18 protein-coding genes are annotated in these 23,560 nt (G+C 60.8%); 14 read left to right on the forward strand and 4 right to left on the reverse strand.

The genetic code is table 11. The annotated features are described in order from the left end of the window. Nucleotides 1-21 precede the first annotated feature (21 nt). Both dnaK and dnaJ read left to right on the forward strand, forming a co-directional pair. Entirely contained in the window at nucleotides 22-1,956 is a 1,935-nt protein-coding gene (gene dnaK, locus KVP10_RS09025) for a molecular chaperone DnaK (protein ID WP_217964221.1), read from the forward strand. A gap of 113 nt (nucleotides 1,957-2,069) precedes the next feature. Further along, nucleotides 2,070-3,182, forward strand: coding sequence for a molecular chaperone DnaJ (gene dnaJ / locus KVP10_RS09030; RefSeq protein WP_217964222.1), 1,113 nt, complete (start codon nucleotides 2,070-2,072; stop codon nucleotides 3,180-3,182). A gap of 172 nt (nucleotides 3,183-3,354) precedes the next feature. Here dnaJ and KVP10_RS09035 read toward each other — a convergent pair whose 3' ends face one another. The 3 genes from KVP10_RS09035 to KVP10_RS09045 form a co-directional block, all read right to left on the reverse strand. Then, entirely contained in the window at nucleotides 3,355-6,348 is a 2,994-nt protein-coding gene (locus tag KVP10_RS09035; protein ID WP_217964223.1) for a M16 family metallopeptidase, read from the reverse strand. Nucleotides 6,349-6,460: 112 nt separating this feature from the next. Then, the gene (locus KVP10_RS09040; protein ID WP_217964224.1) at nucleotides 6,461-7,633 is read right to left on the reverse strand and encodes a vWA domain-containing protein; all 1,173 of its coding nucleotides are present in this window, start codon (nucleotides 7,631-7,633) and stop codon (nucleotides 6,461-6,463) included. Between the two features lie 58 nt (nucleotides 7,634-7,691). Beyond that, nucleotides 7,692-8,561: an AAA family ATPase gene (locus tag KVP10_RS09045; RefSeq protein WP_217964225.1), complete on the reverse strand. Its 870-nt coding sequence runs from the start codon at nucleotides 8,559-8,561 to the stop codon at nucleotides 7,692-7,694. Between the two features lie 227 nt (nucleotides 8,562-8,788). Between KVP10_RS09045 and KVP10_RS09050 the strand changes: the two genes are divergently transcribed. Together KVP10_RS09050 and KVP10_RS09055 are read left to right on the forward strand one after the other, a co-directional pair. Further along, nucleotides 8,789-9,142 (forward strand): c-type cytochrome, encoded by a 354-nt coding sequence (locus KVP10_RS09050; RefSeq protein ID WP_217964226.1) that lies wholly within the window; start codon nucleotides 8,789-8,791, stop codon nucleotides 9,140-9,142. Nucleotides 9,143-9,155: 13 nt separating this feature from the next. Continuing rightward, nucleotides 9,156-9,521, forward strand: a complete 366-nt coding sequence (locus tag KVP10_RS09055; protein ID WP_217964227.1) for a c-type cytochrome — start codon at nucleotides 9,156-9,158, stop codon at nucleotides 9,519-9,521. Nucleotides 9,522-9,606: 85 nt separating this feature from the next. On the opposite strand, the gene KVP10_RS09060 is transcribed toward KVP10_RS09055, so the two are convergent. After that, entirely contained in the window at nucleotides 9,607-10,035 is a 429-nt protein-coding gene (locus tag KVP10_RS09060) for a DUF1841 family protein (RefSeq protein ID WP_217964228.1), read from the reverse strand. Between the two features lie 345 nt (nucleotides 10,036-10,380). Here KVP10_RS09060 and icd point away from each other — a divergent pair, with 345 nt between their 5' ends. The 10 genes from icd to KVP10_RS09110 all read left to right on the forward strand — a co-directional run bounded on the left by icd (nucleotide 10,381) and on the right by KVP10_RS09110 (nucleotide 23,182). Continuing rightward, nucleotides 10,381-11,637: an NADP-dependent isocitrate dehydrogenase gene (gene icd / locus KVP10_RS09065; RefSeq protein WP_217964229.1), complete on the forward strand. Its 1,257-nt coding sequence runs from the start codon at nucleotides 10,381-10,383 to the stop codon at nucleotides 11,635-11,637. Nucleotides 11,638-12,259: 622 nt separating this feature from the next. Beyond that, entirely contained in the window at nucleotides 12,260-13,297 is a 1,038-nt protein-coding gene (locus tag KVP10_RS09070; RefSeq protein ID WP_217964230.1) for an extracellular solute-binding protein, read from the forward strand. 55 nt (nucleotides 13,298-13,352) lie between these two features. Beyond that, nucleotides 13,353-14,231, forward strand: coding sequence for an ABC transporter permease (locus KVP10_RS09075; RefSeq protein WP_217964231.1), 879 nt, complete (start codon nucleotides 13,353-13,355; stop codon nucleotides 14,229-14,231). Next, nucleotides 14,228-15,034, forward strand: a complete 807-nt coding sequence (locus KVP10_RS09080) for an ABC transporter permease (RefSeq protein WP_217964232.1) — start codon at nucleotides 14,228-14,230, stop codon at nucleotides 15,032-15,034. Before KVP10_RS09075 ends, KVP10_RS09080 begins: the two co-directional genes overlap by 4 nt. Next, entirely contained in the window at nucleotides 15,031-16,170 is a 1,140-nt protein-coding gene (locus KVP10_RS09085; RefSeq protein ID WP_246600497.1) for an ABC transporter ATP-binding protein, read from the forward strand. The genes KVP10_RS09080 and KVP10_RS09085 overlap by 4 nt, the downstream gene beginning before the upstream one ends. Before the next feature lie 18 nt (nucleotides 16,171-16,188). Further along, nucleotides 16,189-18,258, forward strand: coding sequence for a hydantoinase/oxoprolinase family protein (locus tag KVP10_RS09090; protein WP_217964233.1), 2,070 nt, complete (start codon nucleotides 16,189-16,191; stop codon nucleotides 18,256-18,258). A gap of 18 nt (nucleotides 18,259-18,276) precedes the next feature. Then, nucleotides 18,277-20,007 carry a hydantoinase B/oxoprolinase family protein gene (locus KVP10_RS09095; protein ID WP_217964234.1) on the forward strand — a complete coding sequence of 577 codons (1,731 nt, stop codon included), beginning with the start codon at nucleotides 18,277-18,279 and terminating at the stop codon, nucleotides 20,005-20,007. Nucleotides 20,008-20,036: 29 nt separating this feature from the next. Next, on the forward strand, nucleotides 20,037-21,350 hold the full coding sequence (locus KVP10_RS09100; RefSeq protein WP_217964235.1) for an NAD(P)/FAD-dependent oxidoreductase: 1,314 nt from the start codon (nucleotides 20,037-20,039) through the stop codon (nucleotides 21,348-21,350). Further along, nucleotides 21,347-22,252, forward strand: coding sequence for an IclR family transcriptional regulator (locus KVP10_RS09105; protein ID WP_246600499.1), 906 nt, complete (start codon nucleotides 21,347-21,349; stop codon nucleotides 22,250-22,252). Before KVP10_RS09100 ends, KVP10_RS09105 begins: the two co-directional genes overlap by 4 nt. A gap of 18 nt (nucleotides 22,253-22,270) precedes the next feature. Continuing rightward, complete coding sequence (locus tag KVP10_RS09110) at nucleotides 22,271-23,182, forward strand: DMT family transporter (RefSeq protein WP_217964236.1); 912 nt, start codon at nucleotides 22,271-22,273, stop codon at nucleotides 23,180-23,182. Nucleotides 23,183-23,560 lie beyond the last annotated feature (378 nt).

Genomic DNA, 23,560 nt, shown 5'->3' on the forward strand with positions numbered 1-23,560 from the left:
AATTTTTCAGAGTCAAAGATCATGGGCAAAATCATCGGTATAGACTTGGGCACCACCAATAGTTGCGTGGCCTTCGTGGAAGGCGGCCAGGTCAAGATCATAGAAAACGCGGAAGGCGCCCGCACCACGCCTTCGATCGTCGCTTACATGCAGGACGGCGAGGTGCTCGTCGGCGCCCCGGCCAAGCGCCAGGCCGTCACCAACCCCAAGAACACGCTGTACGCGGTCAAGCGCCTGATCGGCCGCAAGTTCGAAGAAAAAGCGGTGCAGAAGGACATCAACCTGATGCCCTACAGCATCATCAAGGCCGACAACGGCGACGCATGGGTCGAAGCGCAGGGCAAGAAGCTGGCGCCTCCGCAGGTGTCGGCCGAAGTGCTGCGCAAAATGAAGAAGACCGCCGAAGACTATCTCGGCGAAGAGGTCACCGAGGCCGTCATCACCGTGCCTGCGTACTTCAACGACAGCCAGCGCCAGGCCACCAAGGATGCCGGCCGCATTGCGGGCCTGGACGTCAAGCGCATCATCAACGAGCCCACTGCCGCGGCCCTGGCCTTCGGCATGGACAAGAACGAAAAGGGCGACCGCAAGATCGCGGTGTATGACCTGGGCGGCGGTACTTTCGATATTTCCATCATCGAGATTGCCGATGTCGACGGCGAGAAGCAGTTCGAAGTGCTGTCCACCAACGGCGACACCTTCCTGGGTGGCGAAGACTTCGACCAGCGCATCATCGACTACATCATCGGCGAATTCAAGAAGGAAAGCGGCGTCGACCTGTCCAAGGACGTGCTGGCCCTGCAGCGCCTGAAAGAAGCTGCCGAAAAAGCCAAGATCGAGCTGTCCTCTTCGCAGCAGACCGAGATCAATCTGCCGTACATCACGGCCGATGCGTCCGGTCCGAAGCACCTGAACCTGAAGATCACGCGCGCCAAGCTGGAAGCCCTGGTCGAAGAGCTGATCGAACGCACCATCGAGCCCTGCCGCACTGCCGTCAAGGATGCCGGCGTGAAGGTTTCGGAAATCGACGACGTGATCCTGGTCGGCGGCATGACCCGCATGCCCAAGGTGCAGGACAAGGTCAAGGAATTCTTCGGCAAGGATCCGCGCAAGGACGTCAACCCCGACGAAGCCGTGGCTGCCGGTGCCGCCATCCAGGGTTCGGTGCTTTCGGGCGACCGCAAGGATGTGCTGCTGCTGGACGTCACGCCCCTGTCCCTGGGTATCGAAACCCTGGGCGGCGTCATGACCAAGATGATCCAGAAGAACACCACGATCCCGACCCGGTTCTCGCAAGTGTTCTCCACGGCCGATGACAACCAGCCTGCGGTGACTATCAAGGTCTATCAGGGCGAGCGTGAAATCGCCGCCGGCAACAAGGCGCTGGGCGAGTTCAATCTCGAAGGCATTCCGCCGGCAGCGCGCGGTACGCCGCAGATCGAGGTCACGTTCGACATCGACGCCAACGGCATCCTGCACGTGTCGGCCAAGGACAAGGGCACCGGCAAGGAAAACAAGATCACCATCAAGGCGAATTCCGGTTTGTCCGAGGATGAGATCGAGCGCATGGTGAAGGACGCCGAGGCCAATGCCGAGGAAGATCACCGTGTGGCCGAGCTGGCCCAGGCCCGCAACCAGGCCGACGCGCTGGTGCATTCCACCCGCAAGTCGCTGGAAGAATACGGCGACAAGCTGGAAGCCTCCGAGAAAGAGGCTGTCGAGAGCGCCGTGAAGGATCTGGAAAGCGTCCTCAAGGACGGCGACAAGGCAGCCATCGACGCCAAGGTCGAGGCTCTGGCGAAGGCTTCGCAGAAGCTCGGCGAGAAGATGTATGCCGACATGCAGGCCCAGGCCGGCGCCCAGGCCGCGGGTGCGGCCGGAGCAGGGGCTGGCGAACAGCCGGCCGACGAGAATGTGGTCGATGCCGACTTCAAAGAAGTCAAGCGTGATCAGTAAACCCAGGCCGTGATGGCCTCAGGCCCGGTTTTTGGCGTCATGCCGAAGACCGGGCGTTCTCGTTCATAGACATAGGCGGAAGAGCGCCTTGCGCGCATTCTCCGCGAAAGCAAATGGCAAAACGCGATTTTTACGAAGTATTGGGCGTGGCGAAGAACGCCTCCGATGACGAGATAAAGAAGGCCTACCGCAAGTTGGCCATGAAATATCATCCGGATCGCAACCCTGGCAGCCGCGAGGCGGAAGAGAAGTTCAAGGAAGTCAAGGAAGCCTACGAGGTGCTTGCCGACGAGGACAAGCGCAGCGCCTACGACCGCTTCGGGCATGCCGGGGTCGATCCCAATGCCGGAGCGGGCATGGGCGGCGCCGGCTTTGCCGAGGCCTTCGGCGACATCTTCGGCGAGATCTTCGGCGGCGGCGGTCGCCGCGGCGGCCCGCAGGTATATCGCGGCGCCGATCTCAAGTATTCGCTGGAAATCAGCCTGGAACAGGCCGCCAGCGGCTTCGACACCGAAATCCGCGTACCCAGTTGGGAAACCTGCGAGACTTGCCACGGCACGGGCGCCAAGCCCGGCACCCATCCCAAGACCTGCCATACCTGCGGGGGCAGCGGCACGGTGCGCATGCAGCAAGGCTTTTTCAGCGTGCAGCAGACCTGCCCGACCTGCCATGGTTCCGGCAAGGAAATCACCGATCCCTGCACGACTTGCGACGGCGTGGGCCGTACCCGCAAGAACAAGACCCTGCAGGTCAAGATCCCGGCCGGCATCGACGACGGCATGCGCATCCGCTCGTCGGGCAACGGCGAGCCCGGCGTCAATGGCGGCCCTCCGGGCGATCTGTACGTCGAAATCCATCTCAAGCCGCACGGCATTTTCCAGCGCGATGGCGAAGATCTCCATTGCGAGCTGACCATCCCGTTCACCAAGGCGGCGCTGGGCGGCGCGCTCGAGGTGCCTACGCTGTCGGGCAAGGGCGAAATCTCCATCCCCGAAGGCACCCAGACGGGCAAGACCTTCCGCCTGCGCGGCAAGGGCATACGCGGCCTGCGCGCCAGCTACCCCGGCGACCTGTACTGCCACGTTACGGTCGAGACCCCGGTGCGCCTGAGCGACGAGCAGAAGAAGCTGCTGCGCCAGTTCGAGTCTTCGCTGGCGCAGGGCGGCGAGAAGCATTCGCCCAAGAGCGAGTCCTGGACGGACAAGGTCAAGAGTTTCTTTTCCTGACGGACGGGCCGGACCCGGGTTCGGGCCCGGTTTCTTATCCCGCAAGACCAAGTGGTACCGGCCGCCTCGTGCGGCCGGTTTGTTTTGTCGGCAATGCCGGCGGTTCGCGTCGCCGGCGGTTCGTGGCCAGGCCGGTTTGTCCCGGCCGCGGGCTTGGGTCCGCGGCTTCGTCCTAGCGCAGCTCGGCCGCTTGCCTGGCCTGCATTTCGGCTGCATCGGCGTTGGCCGCCGCCTTGGGCGCCGGCGCGACCGGGTGGGCCGGGGTGGCGCCTTCGGCCAGGCGTTTCTCGTCGGCCGCCAGGGCCGAGCTGAAATCCGCCGGCTTGAGCACCGCGCGCAGCGCGGCGTTGACGTCGGCCGCCGTCAGTGCCGCCAGCTTGTCGTCTTGCTGCTGAGACCAGGTGAAGTTGCGGCCTTCGTCCATGTAGTCGATCCAGGCGTCGGCCAGCGAGCCGTCCTGTGCACGCCCAAGCTTGCGGAAGTTGAGAATCGCGTGCACGGCTTCTTTCACCTCTTGATCGGTGTAGCCGTCGCGCAGCGCCCGCGCCAGTTCTTCGTGCACTGCCTGCTGCACGCGGCGCGCGTTCTGCGGCGCCTGGATGGCATAGATCGTCCAGTCGCCCGAGGCCTCGTGCGAAGACACGCTCAGCCGGCTGTGCACGTCATAGGACAGCCCTTCCTGGACGCGCACCCGGTTCCATAGCCGCGAATTGCCCGACCCGCCCAGCAGGTAATTGGCCACATACAGCGCCACATAGCGCGGATCGGTGTCCTGCATCTCGATGGGCAGGTCGGCCAGGTAGAAGGAGTTTGCCTTGTCGGGCGTGTCGATCAGGAATTCCTTGGGCGCCACGGCGCGGTACGGATCGGCCAGGCGGGTGTACGGAGGCGCCTTGCGCCAGCCTTGCAGCGCCTGCGTCAGCGCCTGTTTCACGGCTTGCGCGTCGAAGTCGCCCACCGCCGAGAATTCGATATCGCCGGCTCCGTAGAACTGATTGTGGAAGTCCACGAGGTCCTGGCGTTTCAAGGCCTGTATCCGCGCCAGCGCCTCGGCAAAAGTCGGGGTGTAGCGGATGTCGTCGCTGGGCCACGGGTTCATATAGCGCGCCAGCGTGCGCGAGGCCAGCGCCGTCGGGTCCGACTGCGCATCGCTGATGGTGCTGGCCATCTCGCGCTGGAATTCCCCCAGTTCCTTGTCGGGGAAGCTGGCGTGGCGCACCATGTCCATCACCAGCGCGATCACTTGCGGCAGGTGTTCGCGAGTGGTGCTGAGGCTGGCGGCCACGGTGCCGCCCGAGCCGTCGAAATTGACGTTGGCCTGCAGTGCGGTCAGCTTGTCGTCGATCTGCTGGCGCGTCAGCTTATCGGTGCCGCGGTCGAGCAGCGCCGCCACGGCATTGGCGGCCGTGCGTTTGCCCTTGAGCGTGTCGGCGTTGCCGAAGCGGATCAACAGCCGCGCCTCTACCAGGCCGCCGCGCGTCGCCTTGGGCAGCAGCGCCAGCTTCACATCGCCGTTGGCCAGCTTCAGCGTGCTGAGCTGCGTGCTGGCGTCTATGTGCGCCGGCGTCGGGTCGAAGGCCGCGGTGGCTGTCGGCACCGGCTTGCCTTTGTAGTGCTTGAACAAGGCTGCCAGGTCGACCTTGGCGGGCTCGGGCGCGCGCTCGGGCTTGGCGGTAGGAATATACAAGCCGTCGGTGCGATTGCTGCGCACCAGGTAGGCCTGGGTCACGTGCTGCACGTCGGCCAGCGTGGCCTGTTGCACCCGGTCGCGCTGCAGGAAGAACAGCCGCCAGTCGCCCGCGGCCGAAGCTTCGGACAGTGCGTCCGCCATACTGGCCGGATCGGCGTAGACCTGCTGCCATCCGGTCAGCCATTGGTTCTTGATGCGCGACAGGTCTTCCTCGGTGAAGGGATGCTGCGCCACCGATTCCAGGGTCTGGTTCAGCACCTGCAGCGCCCGCTGCTGGTCCATGCCCTTGTCGAGCTGGGCGCCGAACATGGCGTAGCCCGGCTGCAGCCGCGCCGCGGTGTAGCCGAACACGCCGCTGGCCAGGTTTTGCCCAACCAGGGCGTGATACAGCGGCCCCGAGGGCGTATCAGCCAGCATCGATACACCCAGGTCCAGCGGGGTGTAGTCCGCGCTGGCGGCTTGCGGTATGTGATACATGGCGGCCACCAGTGGGCTGCCGCCATGACGCCGCAGCACCACCTCGCGCTCGCCGTCCTGCACCGGCTCGACCGTATATTCGGGCGGCAGCACGCGCGTGGGCCGGGGGATCTTGCCAAAGGCCGCGGCAATGGTGCGCAGGGTAGCCTGCGGATCGAATTTGCCCGACACGATCAGCACCGCGTTGTCGGGTTGGTAATACTCTTTATAGAAGGCCCGCAACTGGCCGATGTCGACGTTTTCCACGTCCGAGCGCGCGCCGATAGTAGCGTGGCCATAGTTGTGCCACTGGTAGGCCGTGGCCTGCATTTTCTGGGTCAGGATCTGGAAAGGATTGTTCTCGCCGCTTTCCATCTCGTTGCGTACCACCGTCATTTCGGAGTCCAGGTCGCTTTTGGATATGAGCGCGTTCTCCATGGCGTCGGCCTGCCAGTCCAGGAACCACGACAGCGTCTTGGGGTTGGCGGCAAAGCTGGCGTAGAAATTGGTGCGGTCGCTGGTGGTCGAGCCATTGGCGCGCAGCCCGCGCTGCGAGAAGGCCGCCAGGGCGTTGTGCAGTTTGGGCGTGCCGCGGAACAGCATGTGTTCGAGCAGGTGCGCCATGCCGGTCTGGCCGTAGTTTTCCTGGCGCGCGCCCACCAGATAGGTCATGTTCACCGTGGTGGTGGGCTTGGAATCGTCGGGCGAGAGCAGCACCCGCAAGCCATTGTTCAGAGTGTACTGGCTGACGCCTTCGACCGAGGGCCCTGCAGAGATCCCTGCCGGAAGGGCGAGGGGCGCGCCGGAGGTGGCGTGCGGGGCGGGGGCTGCCGCGGCGGCCGTGCCGGCGCCGGCATTTGTTGCGCCGGGTGCGGAAACGGAAGCGCCGGACGTGGCCGCCGGAGCCTGGGGGGCGGAAGCCGCGGCGCCGCTGCTGGCTGCACCCGCCGGGCCCGCGGCCAGCAGCCCGGCCAGCAGCAATCCCAGATACGATACAGTCCTGTGGGTAAATGTAGTCATGGGTTCGAATCCGTGTGGGGGCCTGCTAGGCCGAAGGCGGCCGTATCGCGGCCATCGTCACGCTGAGACCGCGATAAGCGAGACAAGTTCTGCATGCCGGTGGCGGCCTGCCTCATTTGGAAAGATATTGCATGGCACGCACCAGGCCGTCCACGGTCACCCCGTACATATGGCCGTGCATGATTTGCTGGATGATGTCGATCGACTGGCGATACTGCCAATAGCCTTCGGGCTCGGGATTGAGCCAGGCCGCCCGGGGCCAGTTGTCCAGCAGCCGCTGCAGCCAGGTGGCGCCCGGTTCCTTGTTGTTGTGTTCCACCGAGCCGCCCGGGTGCACGATTTCATAGGGGCTCATGGTGGCGTCGCCCACGATCACCAGCCGCCAGTCGTCGTTGTACTTGCGCAGCACGTCCCAGGTGTCGAAGCGTTCGGTATGGCGCCGCCTGTTGTCGCGCCACAGGAATTCATACGGGCAATTATGGAAGTAATACACCTCCAGGTGCCGGAATTCGCCGCGTGCGGCTGAGAACAGCTCTTCGACGCGCGCCACGTGGTCGTCCATGCTGCCGCCTACGTCCAGCAGCATCAGCACCTTGACGGTATTGTGGCGTTCCGGAACCATTTGCAGGTCCAGCCAGCCGGCGTTCCTGGCCGTGCTGCGGATGGTGTGGTCCAGGTCGAGTTCCAGTTCTGCGCCTTCGCGCGCAAAGTGGCGCAGGCGCCGCAGCGCCATCTTGAAGTTGCGCGTGCCCAATTCCTGCTGGTCGTCGTAGTCGCGGAACTCGCGTTTTTCCCAGACCTTGACCGCCGTGCGGTTGCCGGCCGATGGGCCGCCCAGGCGTATGCCTTCCGGGTGATAGCCGCCGTGGCCGAAGGGCGACGAGCCGCCCGTGCCTATCCATTTGTTGCCGCCGGCATGGCGTTCGTTCTGTTCCTGCAGCCGCTCGCGGAACATCTGCATGAGCTTGTCCCAGCCGTGCTTTTGCAGCGCTGCTTTTTCTTCAGGGCTGAGATGTTTCTGGAACTGCTTGATCAGCCAGTCCAGAGGGATTTCCTTGTCTGCCGGAAAGGCTGCGGCGATCTTGTCGTAGAAGCTGGCGAAGGCCCGGTCGTAGCGGTCGAACAGGGTTTCGTCCTTGACCAGGGTCATGCGCGCAACGTGGTAGAAATCTTCCAGCGTGGGCGGCATGACGCCGGCGCGCAGGGTGTCCAGCAGCGTCAGGTATTCCTGCACGGAAACAGGCAGCTTGTGCGCGCGCAGATGGTAGAAAAAATCGGTCAGCATGGCGTGTGCGGCAGGGGCGAAGGCGGGGCCAATGGCCTGGACGGGAGCGCGCGGCGCCTCAGCGCCGCTGGCCGGCGCGGGTCATCGCCGCCAGGCGCCGCAGCAGCGACAGGTCCTGCTCGTTCTTGAGCAGCGCGCCGGCCAGTACCGGCAGCTCGCCGTCGCCGCCGAGTTCGCGCGCATCTATGGATTCGTTCATCAGCAGGCGCAGCCAGTCCAGGAATTCCGAGGTCGACGGCTTCTTCTTCAGGCCCGGCGCCTCGCGCAGCGAAAAGAAGGTGTCCAGTGCTGCCGAGAGCACGTCCTGCGCCAGGGTGGGATAGTGCACATCGACGATGCGGCGCATCGTGTCGCGGTCCGGGAAGCTGATGTAATGGAAGAAGCAGCGGCGCAGGAAGGCGTCGGGCAGGTCTTTTTCGTTGTTCGAGGTGATGATGATAAGCGGGCGATGCTTGGCCTGTATGGTCTGGCGGGTTTCATAGACATGGAATTCCATGCGGTCCAGCTCGCGCAGCAGATCGTTGGGGAACTCGATATCGGCCTTGTCGATTTCGTCGATCAGCATCACCACCGGCTCGTCGGACTCGAAGGCGCGCCACAGCACACCCTTGACGATGTAGTTGCCGATATCGCGCACCTTCTCGTCGCCCAGTTGGGAATCGCGCAGGCGCGATACTGCGTCATATTCGTACAGGCCCTGGTGCGCCTTGGTGGTGGACTTGATATGCCATTGCAGCAGCGGCCGGCCCAGGGCCGCGGCCACTTCCTCGGCCAGCATGGTCTTGCCGGTGCCCGGCTCGCCCTTGATGAGCAGCGGGCGCTGCAGGGCGAGGGCGGCGTTGACCGCCATTTTCAGGCCGTCGGTGGCGACATAGCGCTCGGTGCCGTTGAAGCGTTCGGAAGGGAAAGCAGTTGCGGGTGAAGTCATAATCTGGGTCCGTGTCTATGGGCCGTACCTGGGGCTGAACCGGCGGCTCGAATCTGCCGCGCCGGCGGCCGGATCGGCTTGTTTCGAGCCGCCTCGACGCCGGAATCGGCGGCGCTTGTCGCGTCGATTCCTGGATAGGGTCCTGCAATTATCGTACAATCCACGAGTTTATCGGTCAGCGGTATGTTGCCGGCTTAATTCATTTACTGCCAAATACAAGAGCTATCATGAAGTTGCGAACACCTATGATGCGCACTCTGGCTGCGCTAGCCGTAACGGCTTCCTGTGCAATCGCCGGCCAAGCCTGGGCCGCCGATGCCGCGCCCACCGGCAACGCCAAGGCTGCCCTCGACAAGACCTCGATGTGCATCGGCTGTCATGGTATTCCCGACTACAAGGCAGCTTTCCCCGAGGTGTACCACGTTCCCAAGATCGCTGGCCAGAACGCGCAATACATTATTGCCGCGCTCAAGGAATATGCCAGCGGGGCCCGTACTTTCCCCACCATGGAAGCCATCGCCAAGAGCCTGTCGCCGCAGGACATGGCCGATCTGGCCGCACATTATTCCAGCCTGAAATAACCGGGGGCCTCTCATGAAGAAAACCACGATCGCCCTGGCGGGCGCATTCCTTTTTGCCGCCGGCTCGATGATGGCCCAGGCGGCCGATATTGCGGCCGGCCAGGCCGCGTTCAAGAAGTTCACCTGCGCCTCGTGCCATGGAGCCGACGCCAAGACGCCGATCAACCCGGCGTATCCGATCCTGGCCGGCCAGCACGCGGACTACCTGCGCCACGCCCTGAGCGCCTACCAGCGCGGCCAGAAGGGCGCGCCGGCCACCGCCAACATCCGCAAGAACCCCATCATGGGCGCCATGGCGGCGCAACTGAAGCCGGCCGATATCGAGAATATCGCGGCCTATCTGGCCAGCCTGCCCTCGCCCCTGTCGACGCAGGAATAAGCGGGTCGCGTAGACCGGGCCGCGCGAGTCAGAGAGCCCTGCCTGGAAAGGCAGGGCTCTCTGTTTTTTATAGCGGCCGAGCCGGCTAGCGCCGCGTCGCTCGCTGCAGGATCAATGCCACATAGGCCTCGTTGTCGAAAGGCTTGCCCAGGCGCTGCGCTTCCCACACCACTTGCCCCAGGCATTCCATGATTTCGTGGGCGGCTTCGTGCGCGTCGCGCGTGGCCAGCAATTGCTGGTGGGCCGCCTTGATGCCCGGGGGCTGGTCGATGGACAGTTGTTCGCTGATGGCCAGGTGCATCGACAAATGCAGGAACGGATTGGTGCGCCCTTGCTCGACGCTGTAGTCCGTCTCGAGCGCCTGCGGGTTTTCGAGGTCGGCATGGTATTCGGGGTGCAGCAGGATCCAGTCCAGCGCCATGGCCTCGAGCGGGCTGAGGATTTCCCCCGATTTGTGCTTGCGCCAGGTTTCCGTGAAGAACTGCCGGACCTGTTCGCGAGACGGATTGAACATGCAACACCTGCGCCATTGAAAACACCATTTTAGCCCCGGGGCCGCCGGGCCCGGCCCCCCCCCGCCAGGCTACCCTCCGGGCTTCCTCTGGGCTTCCTTTGGGCCCTTGGCGGGGCCGAAGAGCCCGCGGGTTTCAATCCCCGCCGCATTTAGGCTAAACTAGCACTCTTATATAAGACCTGCCGGATCGCAGCGGCGCGGCTGCTTGCGCGCCGCGGTATTGCGTCCGCCCAGGCTCAGTCAAATGATTTCGCTTTTGGCGTGGCCTGGCGCGAGCCCCCAGGCCCGCGCTGCGGCAGTTTCGTTTCCATCGAATCTTCTCCTACCGGAGCCATTGGAGCTTTCATGTCCTACCAACATATCAAGGTCCCTACCTCGGGCCAGAAAATCACGGTCAACGCCGATTTCTCGCTGAACGTTCCCGATGAACCCATTCTGCCCTACATCGAAGGCGACGGTACCGGCACCGACATTACGCCCGTCATGATCAAGGTGGTCGATGCTGCCGTGGCCAAGGCCTACGGCGGCAAGCGCAAGATCCACTGGATGGAAATCTATGCCGGCGAAAAATCCACCAAGATCTATGGCTCGGACGTCTGGCTGCCCGACGAAACCCTGGAAGCCGTCAAGGAATACGTGGTGTCCATCAAGGGCCCGCTGACCACTCCCGTGGGCGGCGGCATCCGTTCGCTGAACGTGGCGCTGCGCCAGCAGCTCGACCTGTACGTCTGCCTGCGCCCGGTGCGCTACTTCAAGGGCGTGCCTTCGCCGGTGCGCGAGCCCGAGAAGACCAACATGGTCATCTTCCGCGAAAACTCCGAAGACATCTACGCCGGCATCGAATTCCCTGCCGAATCCGAACAAGCCAAGGCCATCATCGACTTCCTGCAATCCAAGCTGGGCGTCAAGAAGATCCGCTTCCCGAACACTTCCGGCATCGGCATCAAGCCCGTATCGCGCGAAGGCACGCAGCGCCTGGTGCGCAAGGCCATGCAGTACGCCATCGACAATGACCGTTCGTCGGTGACTCTGGTGCACAAGGGCAACATCATGAAGTTCACGGAAGGCGCCTTCCGCGATTGGGGCTATGAACTGGCCCAGAAGGAATTCGGTGCGCAGCTGATCGACGGCGGCCCGTGGTGCAAATTCAAGAACCCCAAGACCGGCCGCGACATTATCGTCAAGGATGTGATCGCCGACGCCTTCCTGCAGCAGATCCTGCTGCGCCCGGCCGAATACGACGTCATCGCCACGCTCAACCTGAACGGTGACTATGTGTCCGACGCGCTGGCCGCGCAGGTCGGTGGTATCGGCATCGCCCCGGGCGCCAACATGTCCGACTCCGTCGCCATGTTCGAAGCCACGCACGGCACGGCGCCCAAGTACGCCGGCAAGGACTACGTCAACCCCGGTTCGGAAATCCTCTCGGCCGAAATGATGCTGCGTCACCTGGGCTGGACCGAAGCCGCCGACCTGATCATCTCCAGCATGGAAAAATCCATCCTGTCCAAGAAGGTCACGTACGACTTCGCCCGCCTGCTCGAAGGCGCGACCCAAGTGTCGTGCTCGGGCTTTGGCCAGGTGATGATCGACAATATGTAAGTTAAAGCCTGATCGTTTTAAGGCTTGGAAAGCCCCGTTCTCGCGAGAGGACGGGGCTTTTTTTGATGCATGCAACATAGGCTCGCTCCTGTAGATACGAGTTCCGCCACAAGCAGGCCTCGACGAGCGAAATAATGCGCAGCCGCGCTAGGGCGGCCGAGCGCGATGGGGGGGGCGCCCGGGATCGGAGGGGCACCCTCATTATCGACAGCCCCGACTCCCCCTGGGAACACAGCGCCACCACAGGCGATGGAGTCCTGCCAATTGACGAAGGCCAGGCTGCGGACCGTCACAGCGCTGAAGCTTCTCTTGTTCACGTCGCCAGGGCGATGAACAGTACTCCGGCAATATCACCCACCCGCCACACCGTCGACCATCCGGGCCGCTTGACCCCGGTGTGCCATGCCTGCGCGCGAAATATGGCCTGGATTCCTGCGCCGGTTGCACGATGGCATCGCCTTTGCATAAGTGCTTGACAAATTCCCCCAGCACTATAGTATTTATATTGATTAGCGAAATAGTCGTATCGCATATCAATATAAAAACTAGAAACTGCTTGCTCTGAGCGCAGGTGGCTTGGGCAAGCACAGACTTGCCAAGTCAACATTAAAGGAGACGAACTATGCGCAGATCCACAATGAAACAGATGGCGGTAGCCGCGCTATGTGCTGGGCTGGTACTGATCGAGACAGCGTCGGCGGCAGCAGAAAAACCCGACAAAATTGTAGTGACGGCTTATGGCGGCATTTGGGCGCAATCGGTCAAGAAGAATTTTGTTTCATGCTTCGAGAAAAAGGACGGGATCAAGGCAGACGTGCTGACCGGAGAATCCGCTCAGTGGCTAAATAAGATCCGAGCCAATCCGAGTCATCCCCCGATCGATATCATCACCCTTGCGGAGGCTGACAGCTTTCGGGCGGGGCGAGAGGGCTTGCTGGAAAAGATCACACCGGAAAAGGTCCCTAACCTGAAGGACATTCCCGAGCGTTTCTATAAACCCTGGAATGGCTATTCCGTCGTGTTGAATTTCGGTGCCATGGGCGTGATGTATGACAAATCCGCACTGAAGAATCCGCCTGCGACATGGAAAGACCTTATCGAAGGCATTATTGCCGGGAAATACGGCAAAAAGATTGCGTGGCCTTCAGGAACCTATACCTGGGGCCCCGAATTTATCTGGTTTGTCGCGCAGCAATACGGAGGGAGCATCGACACTGCATTTGAAAAAATAAAGGCCATGCGCCCGTATATTGTCAAATTCTGGAATACCCCCGTAGAGGCCCTGAATCTGTTCGGAACCAATGCAGCGGACATAGTTCTCTACTGGGATGGAAGAGCACGCAGTTTCATCGACAAGGGCAACACCAACGCAGCGTTTTATATTCCCAAACCCAACACCATTGCGGGTTCGGTGCTGATCTCCAAGGTCAAGAATACGCCGCAGGCAGGGTGGGATTATATGAATTGCGCCTTATCCACCCAAGGCCAGCTCGGGCACGCCGAAACCATTCTGTACGGTGTTACCAACGACAAGGTCGTTTATCCGGACTCCATAAAGAACAAGGTCACCTCCAGCGACGACATCATCATTCCGCCCTATTCGGAAATCATCGACAAGATACCGAATTGGGTTGAACGCTGGAACAAAGAAATCCGCTAACGGGCGGCGACCGGAAGCAGACAGAGCCGAAATGGTGCAGAAAGGGTAAGTAGGCATGCCGGGAAACACATATACCGTCGATTCGCCCTTGGGCCATGGCGAGGCATGTGTAGACTGGCGGCCGCTTGCGCTGCTGGCCCCACTGTTCCTGTTCCTGGTCGTCTTTTTCCTGGGCCCGCTGTTCATCAATTTCCAACAGAGCATCAGGGCGCCGGATGGCGCCTCCCTCACGGGCGCCTACTACCTCAAGATATTCAGCGACAGCTATTACCTGGTGGTGCTATTACAAACCGTCTTGCTGGGTTTGGTCGTCGTTGCGGTGTGCATCATTGCCGGTTATCCAATGGCATACGTAGTCGCCCGCTCCAGGGGCCGAGCCCGAACTCTCCTGGTATTCGTCCTGGTCGCGCCGCTCTTGGTCAGTGTGGTCGTACGTTCCTTTGGCTGGATGGTGATTCTGGGCAGCGACGGCATGATTAACAGCATGCTGAAGTTTTTCGGCTTGCCTGGCATCAAACTCATGTACACATGGACAGGCATCACGATTGCACTCGTGCATGTGTTGCTCCCTTTCATGGTGCTCGCCATCGCCAGCACCATCGAAACCTTGGACTCCAGCATGGAAGAGGCTGCGCAGGTGCTTGGGGCGCGCCGCTTGCAAGTATTTCGCTACGTTCTGCTTCCCTTGAGCCTCGAGGGCATCATCACAGGCTCGATTCTGACTTTCACATTGACGGTAGGCAGCTTCGTGACGGTCATGCTGCTGGGCAATAACGCCACAATGGTTCTGCCGCTGCTCATCTACCAGCGGTTGACCGTGGCGTCCGATTGGCCGACGGCGGCGGCGCTGGGAATCGTCCTGCTTCTGGTCGTAGTGGTATTCCTGTGGCTGCAGGCACGCCTGCATCGCCGCACGAAACGGGAGCGGCCATGAACCGCTCCGGCACACTCATGAAAGTGTATGTCGCGCTGCTGGTGCTGTTCTTGCTGGCGCCCGTGATTGTTGTCGTGGCGGTGGCCATGACGCCGGGGGAGTTCGTCGTCTTTCCACCGCCGTCCCTGTCGCTGCGCTGGTTTCGGGAAGTGTTGTCGGATCCGCAGTTTATCTTGCCGCTATGGAACAGCTTCGAACTCGGTTGCGTCTCCACCATATTGGCTACAGTTCTGGCTGTGCCGGCAGCCATGGCGATGGTCCGCTACCCGGTCCGAGGCATACGCGAAATCCAGATTTTCCTTCTGTCGCCATTGAGCCTGCCCACCATCATCCTGGCTACGGGGCTGTTGTTCATGGTTCCCAAAATCCATCTCAACAGCTCGTTCCTCTCTCTAGTCATCGGGCATACCGTCATCATCGTCCCCTACATCATGAGGACTGTGTTCGGGGTGTATATCGATGCCAATCGGGAAATAGAGGATGCGGCCCAAGTGCACGGCGCAACCCCTTTCCAGACCTTCTGGCACGTGACTCTTCCCACGATACGGCCCGGTATTTTGGCGGGGGCGATCTTTGCATTCCTCATGTCTTTCGATGAGGTAGCCGTGGCACTGCTTCTAACCAACACCGACACGACCACGCTGCCCGCGATGTTGTTGAGTTATCTGGTCTACAACTACGATCCTGCCGTCGCGGCCATTTCCACCATCCAGATCATCATCGTAATCGTGACGCTATTACTGCTCGAGCGCGTTTTCGGCATTGGAAATGTGATGTTCAATTCCCGGGGAGACCGTTCATGAAATCGATGAGTCAAACGGTCGAGGCTCCTGTACGGACAGCCAGAGGCCATCTGGTCATTGCCGGGCTGGAGAAGGCGTATCAATCCCAGAAAGTCGTGGAAAATCTGGATCTCGAAGTGCAGCCGGGTGAATTCGTTGCTCTCCTGGGACCCTCAGGCTGCGGAAAGACAACCGTGCTCAGAGCCGTCGCGGGGCTGGTTCAGCCCTCGGCGGGAGATATTCGCGTCGACGGAATATCGTTATTGCGCCGCCCGATATACAAACGGGACCTAGGCATGGTGTTTCAAAGCTATGCATTGTTTCCCCATTTGAAAGTGCGTGACAACGTGGCGTTCGGCCTGAAAATGCGGGGGGCGCCCAAACAGGAAAGCGACAGGCTCGTGCGGGAGGCTCTGGGTCTGGTGCGGATGGAGGGCTTCTCGGAACGCTACCCCGGCCAGCTCTCCGGCGGCCAGCAGCAACGGGTTGCGCTGGCACGGGCTATTGTCACGAATCCCACCGCCTTGTTGCTGGACGAGCCCTTCAGCGCACTGGATGCGAAGCTGCGCGAGTCAATGCAGGTCGAACTTAGGCAGTTGCAAAAGCGTCTTGGCATTACGACGATATTCGTTACGCACGACCAGCATGAGGCCATGACGATGGCTGACCGGATTGCCGTCATGAATGCCGGCCGGATCGAGCAGTTCGACTCTCCGCAGGCCATTTACGAACAGCCCAGCACTTTGTTCGTAGCTGAATTTATCGGCAAGACGAATCGATTCTCCGGAACGCTGAAGGGGCGCGAAGGGGGGCAAGCGTTGATTCAACTGGCCGGGAACGACAAATTGTGCCGTGCTCGGGACAATCCGCAACTGCAGGTCGGGGATTCAATTCTCGCCATTGTCCGGCCCGAGAAAATCTCGCTGATGGGCGATGGCGCCATGCCGAACGGATATACCGGGCTGATGACCGGGAATATTTCGGAAATTATCTTCACTGGCGAGAAAAGCATGCTTTTCCTGAGCTCTCCGTGCGGCAATGTGGCGGTCGCGGCGCATAACGACTCACATCGGACGGCGGCTGGCGCAACATCGGGGAAGCGTTTCCAGCTTGGCTGGAATGCGTCGGACATGCTGATTTTTCCGCTGCAATCATAACGATGGAAGGACAATACGATGACAAGCCGTGCAGAGTCGACGAGTGACAACCAGTTCGAGATAGGTATCGATATTGGTGGCACCTTTACTGATGTTGTCTGCCGAGGTGCGGGGGGGAGAGCCAATCTGGTGAAGATCCCGACAACGCGCGCGAATCCCAGCGAGGCGGTTCGGCTCGCGCTGCACCACATCAAGGATAAGTGGCACGTGCGGCCGGAAGAAATCCGCCATTTCGTGCACGGTACGACAGTTGCGACAAATGCCGTCCTGGAGCGCAAGGGAGCTACTCTGGGCCTGCTTGCCACTCAGGGGTTCAAGGATGTATTGGAAATCGGGCGGCAGAACCGCCGTGCCATGTACGATTTGTCGCTCGCCCCGCAGACACCGGTATTCCTGGCGCCCGGACATCAGCGCAAGGGGGTGCGCGAACGTATAGACGCTGGTGGAAAGGTCCTGATTCCGATCGACGAAGAATCCGTGCGCCGTGCGGTCGGCGAGCTTCTGGAACAAGGTGTGCAGGCAATCGCGGTTTGCTTTTTGTTCTCTTTTCTCAACCCGGCCCATGAGCGGCGTGCCCGAGAAATCATCAACGACATGGCGCCTGGACTGATGGTGTCGATCTCCAGCGACGTCGATCCGGCCTTCCGAGAATATGAGCGCACCTGCGTCACCGCGTTCGATGCCTATCTCAAACCTCTTGTCGATCGTTACCTGGCCGACATGGAGCGGGATCTTGCCGAAACGGGGGTCGATGCACCTTTGCAATTGATGCAGTCACGAGGCGGTACTGCTTCTTCGCCGGTGGCCCGGCGCCGGCCGGTGCGTCTCTTTTTGTCCGGTCCTGCTGCGGGCGTGATCGGTGGGCGAATGGTAGGCAGGGAAGTAAAGTACGACGACATCATCACCGTCGACATCGGTGGCACCAGTTCGGATATAGCGCTCATCAATCAGGGAAAACCGCTGATTTCATCTGAAGGGATTATCGACTCCTATGTCGTGCGTGTCCCGATGGTCGATGTCAATGCTATAGGTGCCGGTGGCGGCAGCATTGCCTGGATAGATGGTGCGGGGAGCCTGAAGGTGGGGCCGTCGTCGGCAGGCTCGGAGCCGGGGCCCGCCTGCTACGGGCGCGGCGGCGACAAGCCGACCGTCACGGACGCCTCGCTCGTGCTCGGTTATCTGAATCCGGATTATTTCGCCGGTGGCATGCTGGAGCTGCACCCCGATCTTGCCTGGCGGGCAATTGAGACTCATATTGCGAAGCCGCTGGGCATCACTGCAGAACAAGCGGCGCTGGGCATCCACCGAGTGGTCAATTCCAATATGGCCGAAGGCATACGGCTCGTTTCCGTCGGACGCGGCGTGGATCCGCGAGGTTTCGCCCTGTTGCCCCTGGGAGGAGGGGGGCCGATACACGCTAACGCCCTTGCGCGCGAACTGGGAATCAGCCGAATCATCATTCCCTTGCACCCGGGCGTGCTTTCGGCCACCGGCTTGTTGGATGCCCCTGTGGAACACGAGGCATCAGTGGCATTTTCCAAGGCGCTCGACCCTTCCTCACTGGATGCTCTGCGAGAAGTATTCCGGGAGCTCGACGAGCAGTGTTTCGAATTGATGAGGGCGGAGCACGTGAGCAAGGCCGACGTCAGTGCGCTGCATTACGCCGATGTCTGTTATGTCGGGCAATCCTATTATCTTGAAGTTTTGGTCGATCTCGATGCGAAAGATCCCATAGCCAAGCTGCGCCAAAATTTCTTGGAAAAGCACAACGAAGTCTATGGACACAGCACCGATGTGCCTGCCCAGATCGTCAACTTGCGAAGTATTCATCAAGCGCGTCCCGGGGGAACCCGTGAAACCGCCGCGTATGCCCCGAACGGCCAGCCGCGACGAAAGCCCGGCCGCAAAGTGATGATCGACGACACGGGGTATGTCGATGCCGAAATCGTCGAACGAGAGGCGCTCGGGGTGGGAGACACGGTGAAGGGGCCGGCCATCATCGAGCAGGTCGATACCACTACCGTCGTCTTTCCGGGGTGGCAGGCCTTGGTTTCCGATAGCGGGCACCTCGTCATCACCCCCTTTTGACATCCAGAGGAGCATGAAATGAACACAGCCTCCGTTGCGCAAAAAAGCACAACTGCCCAAGCGGCGCCGCTTGACCCCATAACCGTGGAGGTCATACGGAACAAGCTCGAAGGAATTGCCAATGAAATGGAAATGACGCTGCTCAAGAGCTCATTTTCGCCCATCGTCAAGGAAGGTCTGGACGCCTCGGCCAGCCTTTTCACTCCGGACGGAACGACGCTTGCACAGGCATGCGCCATCCCGATTCATTTGGCGACCCTTATCCCCGCGATAGCCGCCATCCTGGAGTCGTACCCGGTGGCGACGATGCAGGAAGGCGATACCTACATTATCAACGATCCATACTGCGGCGGTACGCACCTGCCCGACATTGCCATCGTGGCCCCTGTATTTCACCGGGGCAAGGTCATAGCGCTCAGCGGCGCCATGACCCATCACGGCGATGTCGGCGGCATGACCGCCGGATCCGTGCCGACCAATGCAACGGAGATATACCAGGAGGGCATACGGATTCCTCCGCTGAAACTGCGCATTGCGGGTGTCTACAATGACACGCTGGTGAAGATCCTGCGGCAGAATGTTCGCACTCCGGATGCCTTCATGGGCGATCTGAACGCGGAAATCGCCGCCTGCAACGTTGGAGCACGGCGCTTGTCCGAATTGGCCGACGTCTACGGTGCAGAGTATCTCGCACGTGTTTTCGACGATCTCCTGGATCGCTCGGAAACTATGACGCGCCAGGCGCTGACGGCCATGCCGGAGGGGACATACCGCTACGTCGACTATCTGGACAACGACGGCATCGTCCTGGACGAGCGGGTACGCATCGAGGTCGCCGTTACCGTTCGCGGCGGAAACATCGATTTCGATTTCGAGGGCACCAGCCCACAGGTCAAGGGTCCCTTGAACTGCGTGCGTTCCGGAACGCTCGCCGCCGTCTGCTATGCCGTGAGAGCGCTCACGGACCCTCATATCCCCAGCAACGGGGGGTGTTTCCGGCCCATCACTCTGCGGCTTCCGCCGGGCAGCCTGGTCAGTCCGGTCAATCCCGCGCCCGTCAATGCGCGTACCGCGACTATCAAGCGGATCGCGGGTTGTATTCTGGGCGCCCTGGCGCCCATCATGCCCGGCAAGGTTCCAGCCGCCTCGGCGGGCGAGTTGCTCGTCATGGCGTTCGGGGGGCACAAGGCGACTGGAGAAAAATTCATTATTGGCGAAACCATTGCCGGAGGCAGTGGCGCCTGCGCGGATCGGGACGGCGTCGACGTGATAGAGACCGATGCGACCAACTGCATGAATATCCCGGCCGAAGCGATAGAGATGGATGCGCCGATACGGGTGCATCGCGTGGCGCTGCGTGGCGATTCGGGTGGGGCGGGGCGTTTTCGCGGGGGCTTGGGCATCGTGCGGGAATACGAAATGCTCGATGACCAGATTTCCTTCTCCCATCGAGGTGAACGGCACTTCAGCGCCCCCTTGGGGGTCGATGGCGGTAGCGACGGCGCCATGGCCCATTCGGTAATTGTGCGCGCGGACGGCCGTGAGGAAGTCATTCCCTCGAAGATGGTGACGTGGTTTTCGAAAGGCGACCGGCTGATTATCGAAACCGCGGGCGGAGGTGGATACGGCAAGCCTCTGGCTCGGGAGCAGGCCGCCATACAGGCGGACCTCGATAACGGGAAAATCAGCCCGGACACTGCTGTCGGGAAATACGGATTTCATTCCAGCCCGTCATCCGCACGGACTTGAGGCTCGGCGAATCGCACAGGAGGCATCAATTGGACGCAGCAACACAAATGCCGAGTCATCCGAATTCCGTATGGGCGGCTACGGCCAACCCCCGCTCGAACCTTCCCTGCCTGGAAGACGACATAGAAACCGAAGTCGCCATTATCGGGGGCGGGTATAGCGGCTTGTCGACGGCACATCACCTTTCCAAGGCCGGCGTGGACTGTGTTGTCATCGAGGCCAACGATGTGGGCTGGGGAGCCAGCGGACGCAATGGCGGGATGGCCGTACTGAGATACAAGAAAGGCTTTTCGGAGCTGGCGACCCTCTATGGCGATGAAACTACCCACGGTCTCTACCGGCTGGTCATGGAGGCTGTGGATACGCTGGAGGGCATTGTCAGGGAATACAGTATCGACTGTGGGTTTTCGCGCTACGGCCACATTACTGCGGCCAACGGGCGCAAGTCGGTCGAGTCCCTGGAAGCCGACATCGCATGGCTTGCTCGTAGGGCGGGAGACCATGGGGCGCGCATGCTCGATGCCCGGGAGATGCGCCAGATGGTCGGGACATCTGTCTACCCTGGCGGATACCTGGATCCGCGGGCGGGTGGAGTTCATCCCTTGAACTATGCCAGAGGCCTGGGCGCCGCCTTGCACGGCAAGGGCATCCCTATCTATGTGTCAAGCCCGGTCGAGTCCATGGAGCGGGACCATGGCGGCATGGTACTGTCCACGCGCCGCGGCCGGGTGTATGCGAAGAAAGTGGTCGTAACCACGAACGCCTACACTGACCTGATGCCGCTTGGCACCAACTTGGCCCGGCGTATTGTGCCGGTCTCCACATCGGTGCTGGCTACCGCCCCGCTTCCTTCGGAGCTTGCAAGCAGTATCCTGCCACAGGGGCAACTGGTGACGGATAACCGCCATCTGGTCAATTATTTCCGCATGCTTCCGGGAAATAGACTGTTGTACGGCGGGCGCGGCGACATCACCGGCAAGGAGTCGCCGGATATTTATCGAGGCCTGCACAGCATGCTGGTATCCACTTTCCCGGCGTTGAAGGACACTGCGATCGAGTTTCACTGGTCTGGGAAGGTGGCCGTGACGCTGGACGATTTCCCCCATTTCGGTAAGCTGGGCGAAAAGATCTTTTATTCCGTCGGGTATGGCGGGCGTGGCGTCGCGCTGACAAATCTTCTGGGAAAATTGCTGGCGCGCCTGGTTTGCGGCGAGGCAGTCGATGCCGGGCCCATGAACAAGGGGCGTTTCAATCCGATATTCATGCATCGCCTGCGCATTCCGGGAATGCAAATGGTAGCCGGCTACTATGGGTTGCTGGACAAGATGGAACGACAAGCATGACACGACAGTCCGAGATGGATCAGGAAGGCTCCGGCAACGAGACGGATGAGGGGAGGCTGGAGGCTGCCAGGCAGTCGACGCTGTTCAATCAGTCGCTGGAGAAAGGGTTTGCCGTCATCGAAGCTTTCGGAGCGGAATTCCCATCGATGAGCCTGCCTGAAATCGCCAAGGCTACGGGGATCACGAAGAGTGCCGCGCAGCGGCTGGCCTACACCCTGGAAGCGTTGGGCTACCTGCGGAAAGATCCGCAAACCAAGCGCTATTCCCTGGCCCCCAAATCGCTGGGGTTCGCGTACCGGTATTTACTGGCCAGCCCGCTGGTGGAAAGGGCCAATCCCTACTTGCTCGAAGTCAACCGGACGATCCGGGAAACCGTGAACCTTTCGGAGCCCGAAGGCCTGGAAATGGTATTTACGGCAAGATTTCCCAGCCCCATACACAGTATCGTCCACATGCCTATAGGAAGGCGTCTGCCCATGTACTGCACCGCGTCGGGGCGGGCCTACCTGTCGCTGTTGCCGGACAGCCACGTGAGAAATATCATCGAAGCCTCCGATCGAGTCAAGTACACGCCCACTACCAAGACCGATGTGGCCAAGCTGATTGCATTGATCCAAGAGGCTCGTGAGAAGGGCTATGCATGGTCCAACCAGGAATACTATCGAGGCGACCTGAACATTGCCGTGGCTTTGGTAGATACGGCTGGCAATCCTGTTGGCGCAATCAATATTTCAGCCGCGGCAAGTCGCTGGACGCTTGACGATTTACGAAAAAAGGGCGCTCCGCTGCTCATTGAAGCCGCGCGGAAGATTTCTACCTCTCCTCCCACTCCGAAAGCCTTGGCGCCATTTCATCGTGGCTATGGAATTGTGGATTCCGCCATCCGGAATCAAAATCGATGAAAAACCGGGAGGAGTAGCGTGAGCTCGCTTCCCTCTTTTTCTCAGCCCGGCCTCTCCTGGAAGGCCTGTCTTCTGTTAACCATTCCGCTCTTCGCCTGGGGGGCAAACTACCCCTTGATGAAGCTTGCCATTGCGGCCATGCCTCCTTTGATGTTCACCGCCTTCAGGCTGTGGGGTGCGGCTATCGTGTTGGCTGTCATATCGCTAGCGTCGGGCGCAAGGCCATTATTGCTTCCGTTGCCTGAGGAGCGCAGGCCATTGGCCGTCGTCGGGCTTCTTCAAATCGGCGCCATGCTGGGGCTGACCATCATAGGCCTGAGCGCAGTGCCGGCCGGCCGTACTGCTTTGCTGGTATATACCATGCCGTTATGGTCGGTTCCGATCGCCAGATGGGTGCTTGGCGAGCAGATAAACATGCGTAAGTTGGCCGGTGTGTTGACGGGCCTGGTTGGGGTTCTGTTCTTTTTCAATCCCTTGGTTGTCGACTGGAGCGACACCCATACCCTTGCCGGATGTTCTCTGATTCTGTTGGGTTCGATAGGGTGGGCGTACGGCTCTTGCCTGTACCGGAAAAAGCGCTGGCGTTCGACAGTCGTCGTACAGACGTTGTGGCAATTGTTGATTGCCTCCATACCCATTGCAGCGCTGAGCCTGGCAACGGAAAACATAAACGCCGTCGATATCGGCTTTCGGCTCGTGGCAATATTGGCCTACAACTGGGTGATTGCCACAGCCCTTTCCATGTGGTGCTGGAATCGTGCCCTGGAAACAATGACCGTGTCCACGGCGGGACAGTTCTTGTTGTTTACGCCATTGGTGGGCTTCGTGTTGAGCGTGCTGTTCCTGGGCGAGACGGCGCCTGGCGCATTGCTCGTCAGTGCGGTGCTGATTCTTCTGGGGTTGTTGATAACCATTCGGGCCGAGCGATAATTGATCGGAGGGCTCGCGCATACGTTTCGCTGCCCTCGCGGACAGCCGAACAGACAACGAACGTATCTTTGCGGCCGGACAGCCGCCAGTTCTATCGCGTAGCGTCGATTGCCTTTACGATGCCTCGGTGCTGGGCACATCGGGCAAGACGGATGACCGCGCGCCGGTCCTGTTCGTCCCAGGCTGTTTGCCCCGAAAGTGCACGCCAAACAGGTCATGGACGGCTCGTCGCCCGAGAGCATATTCCGTTTCGATATCTGCTATTTCTTGCCGTGTAAACGGCAGGAAGAGGCATAGGGCTGACAGGGTCCTGCAGCCGCGAGCCTGCAATCTACTAGCCCCCGGGGCTACCCAAGAATCCCCGCGGGCCGGCCTCCT

Source organism: Candidimonas humi (genome assembly GCF_019166065.1).
GTDB lineage: Bacteria > Pseudomonadota > Gammaproteobacteria > Burkholderiales > Burkholderiaceae_B > Candidimonas > Candidimonas humi.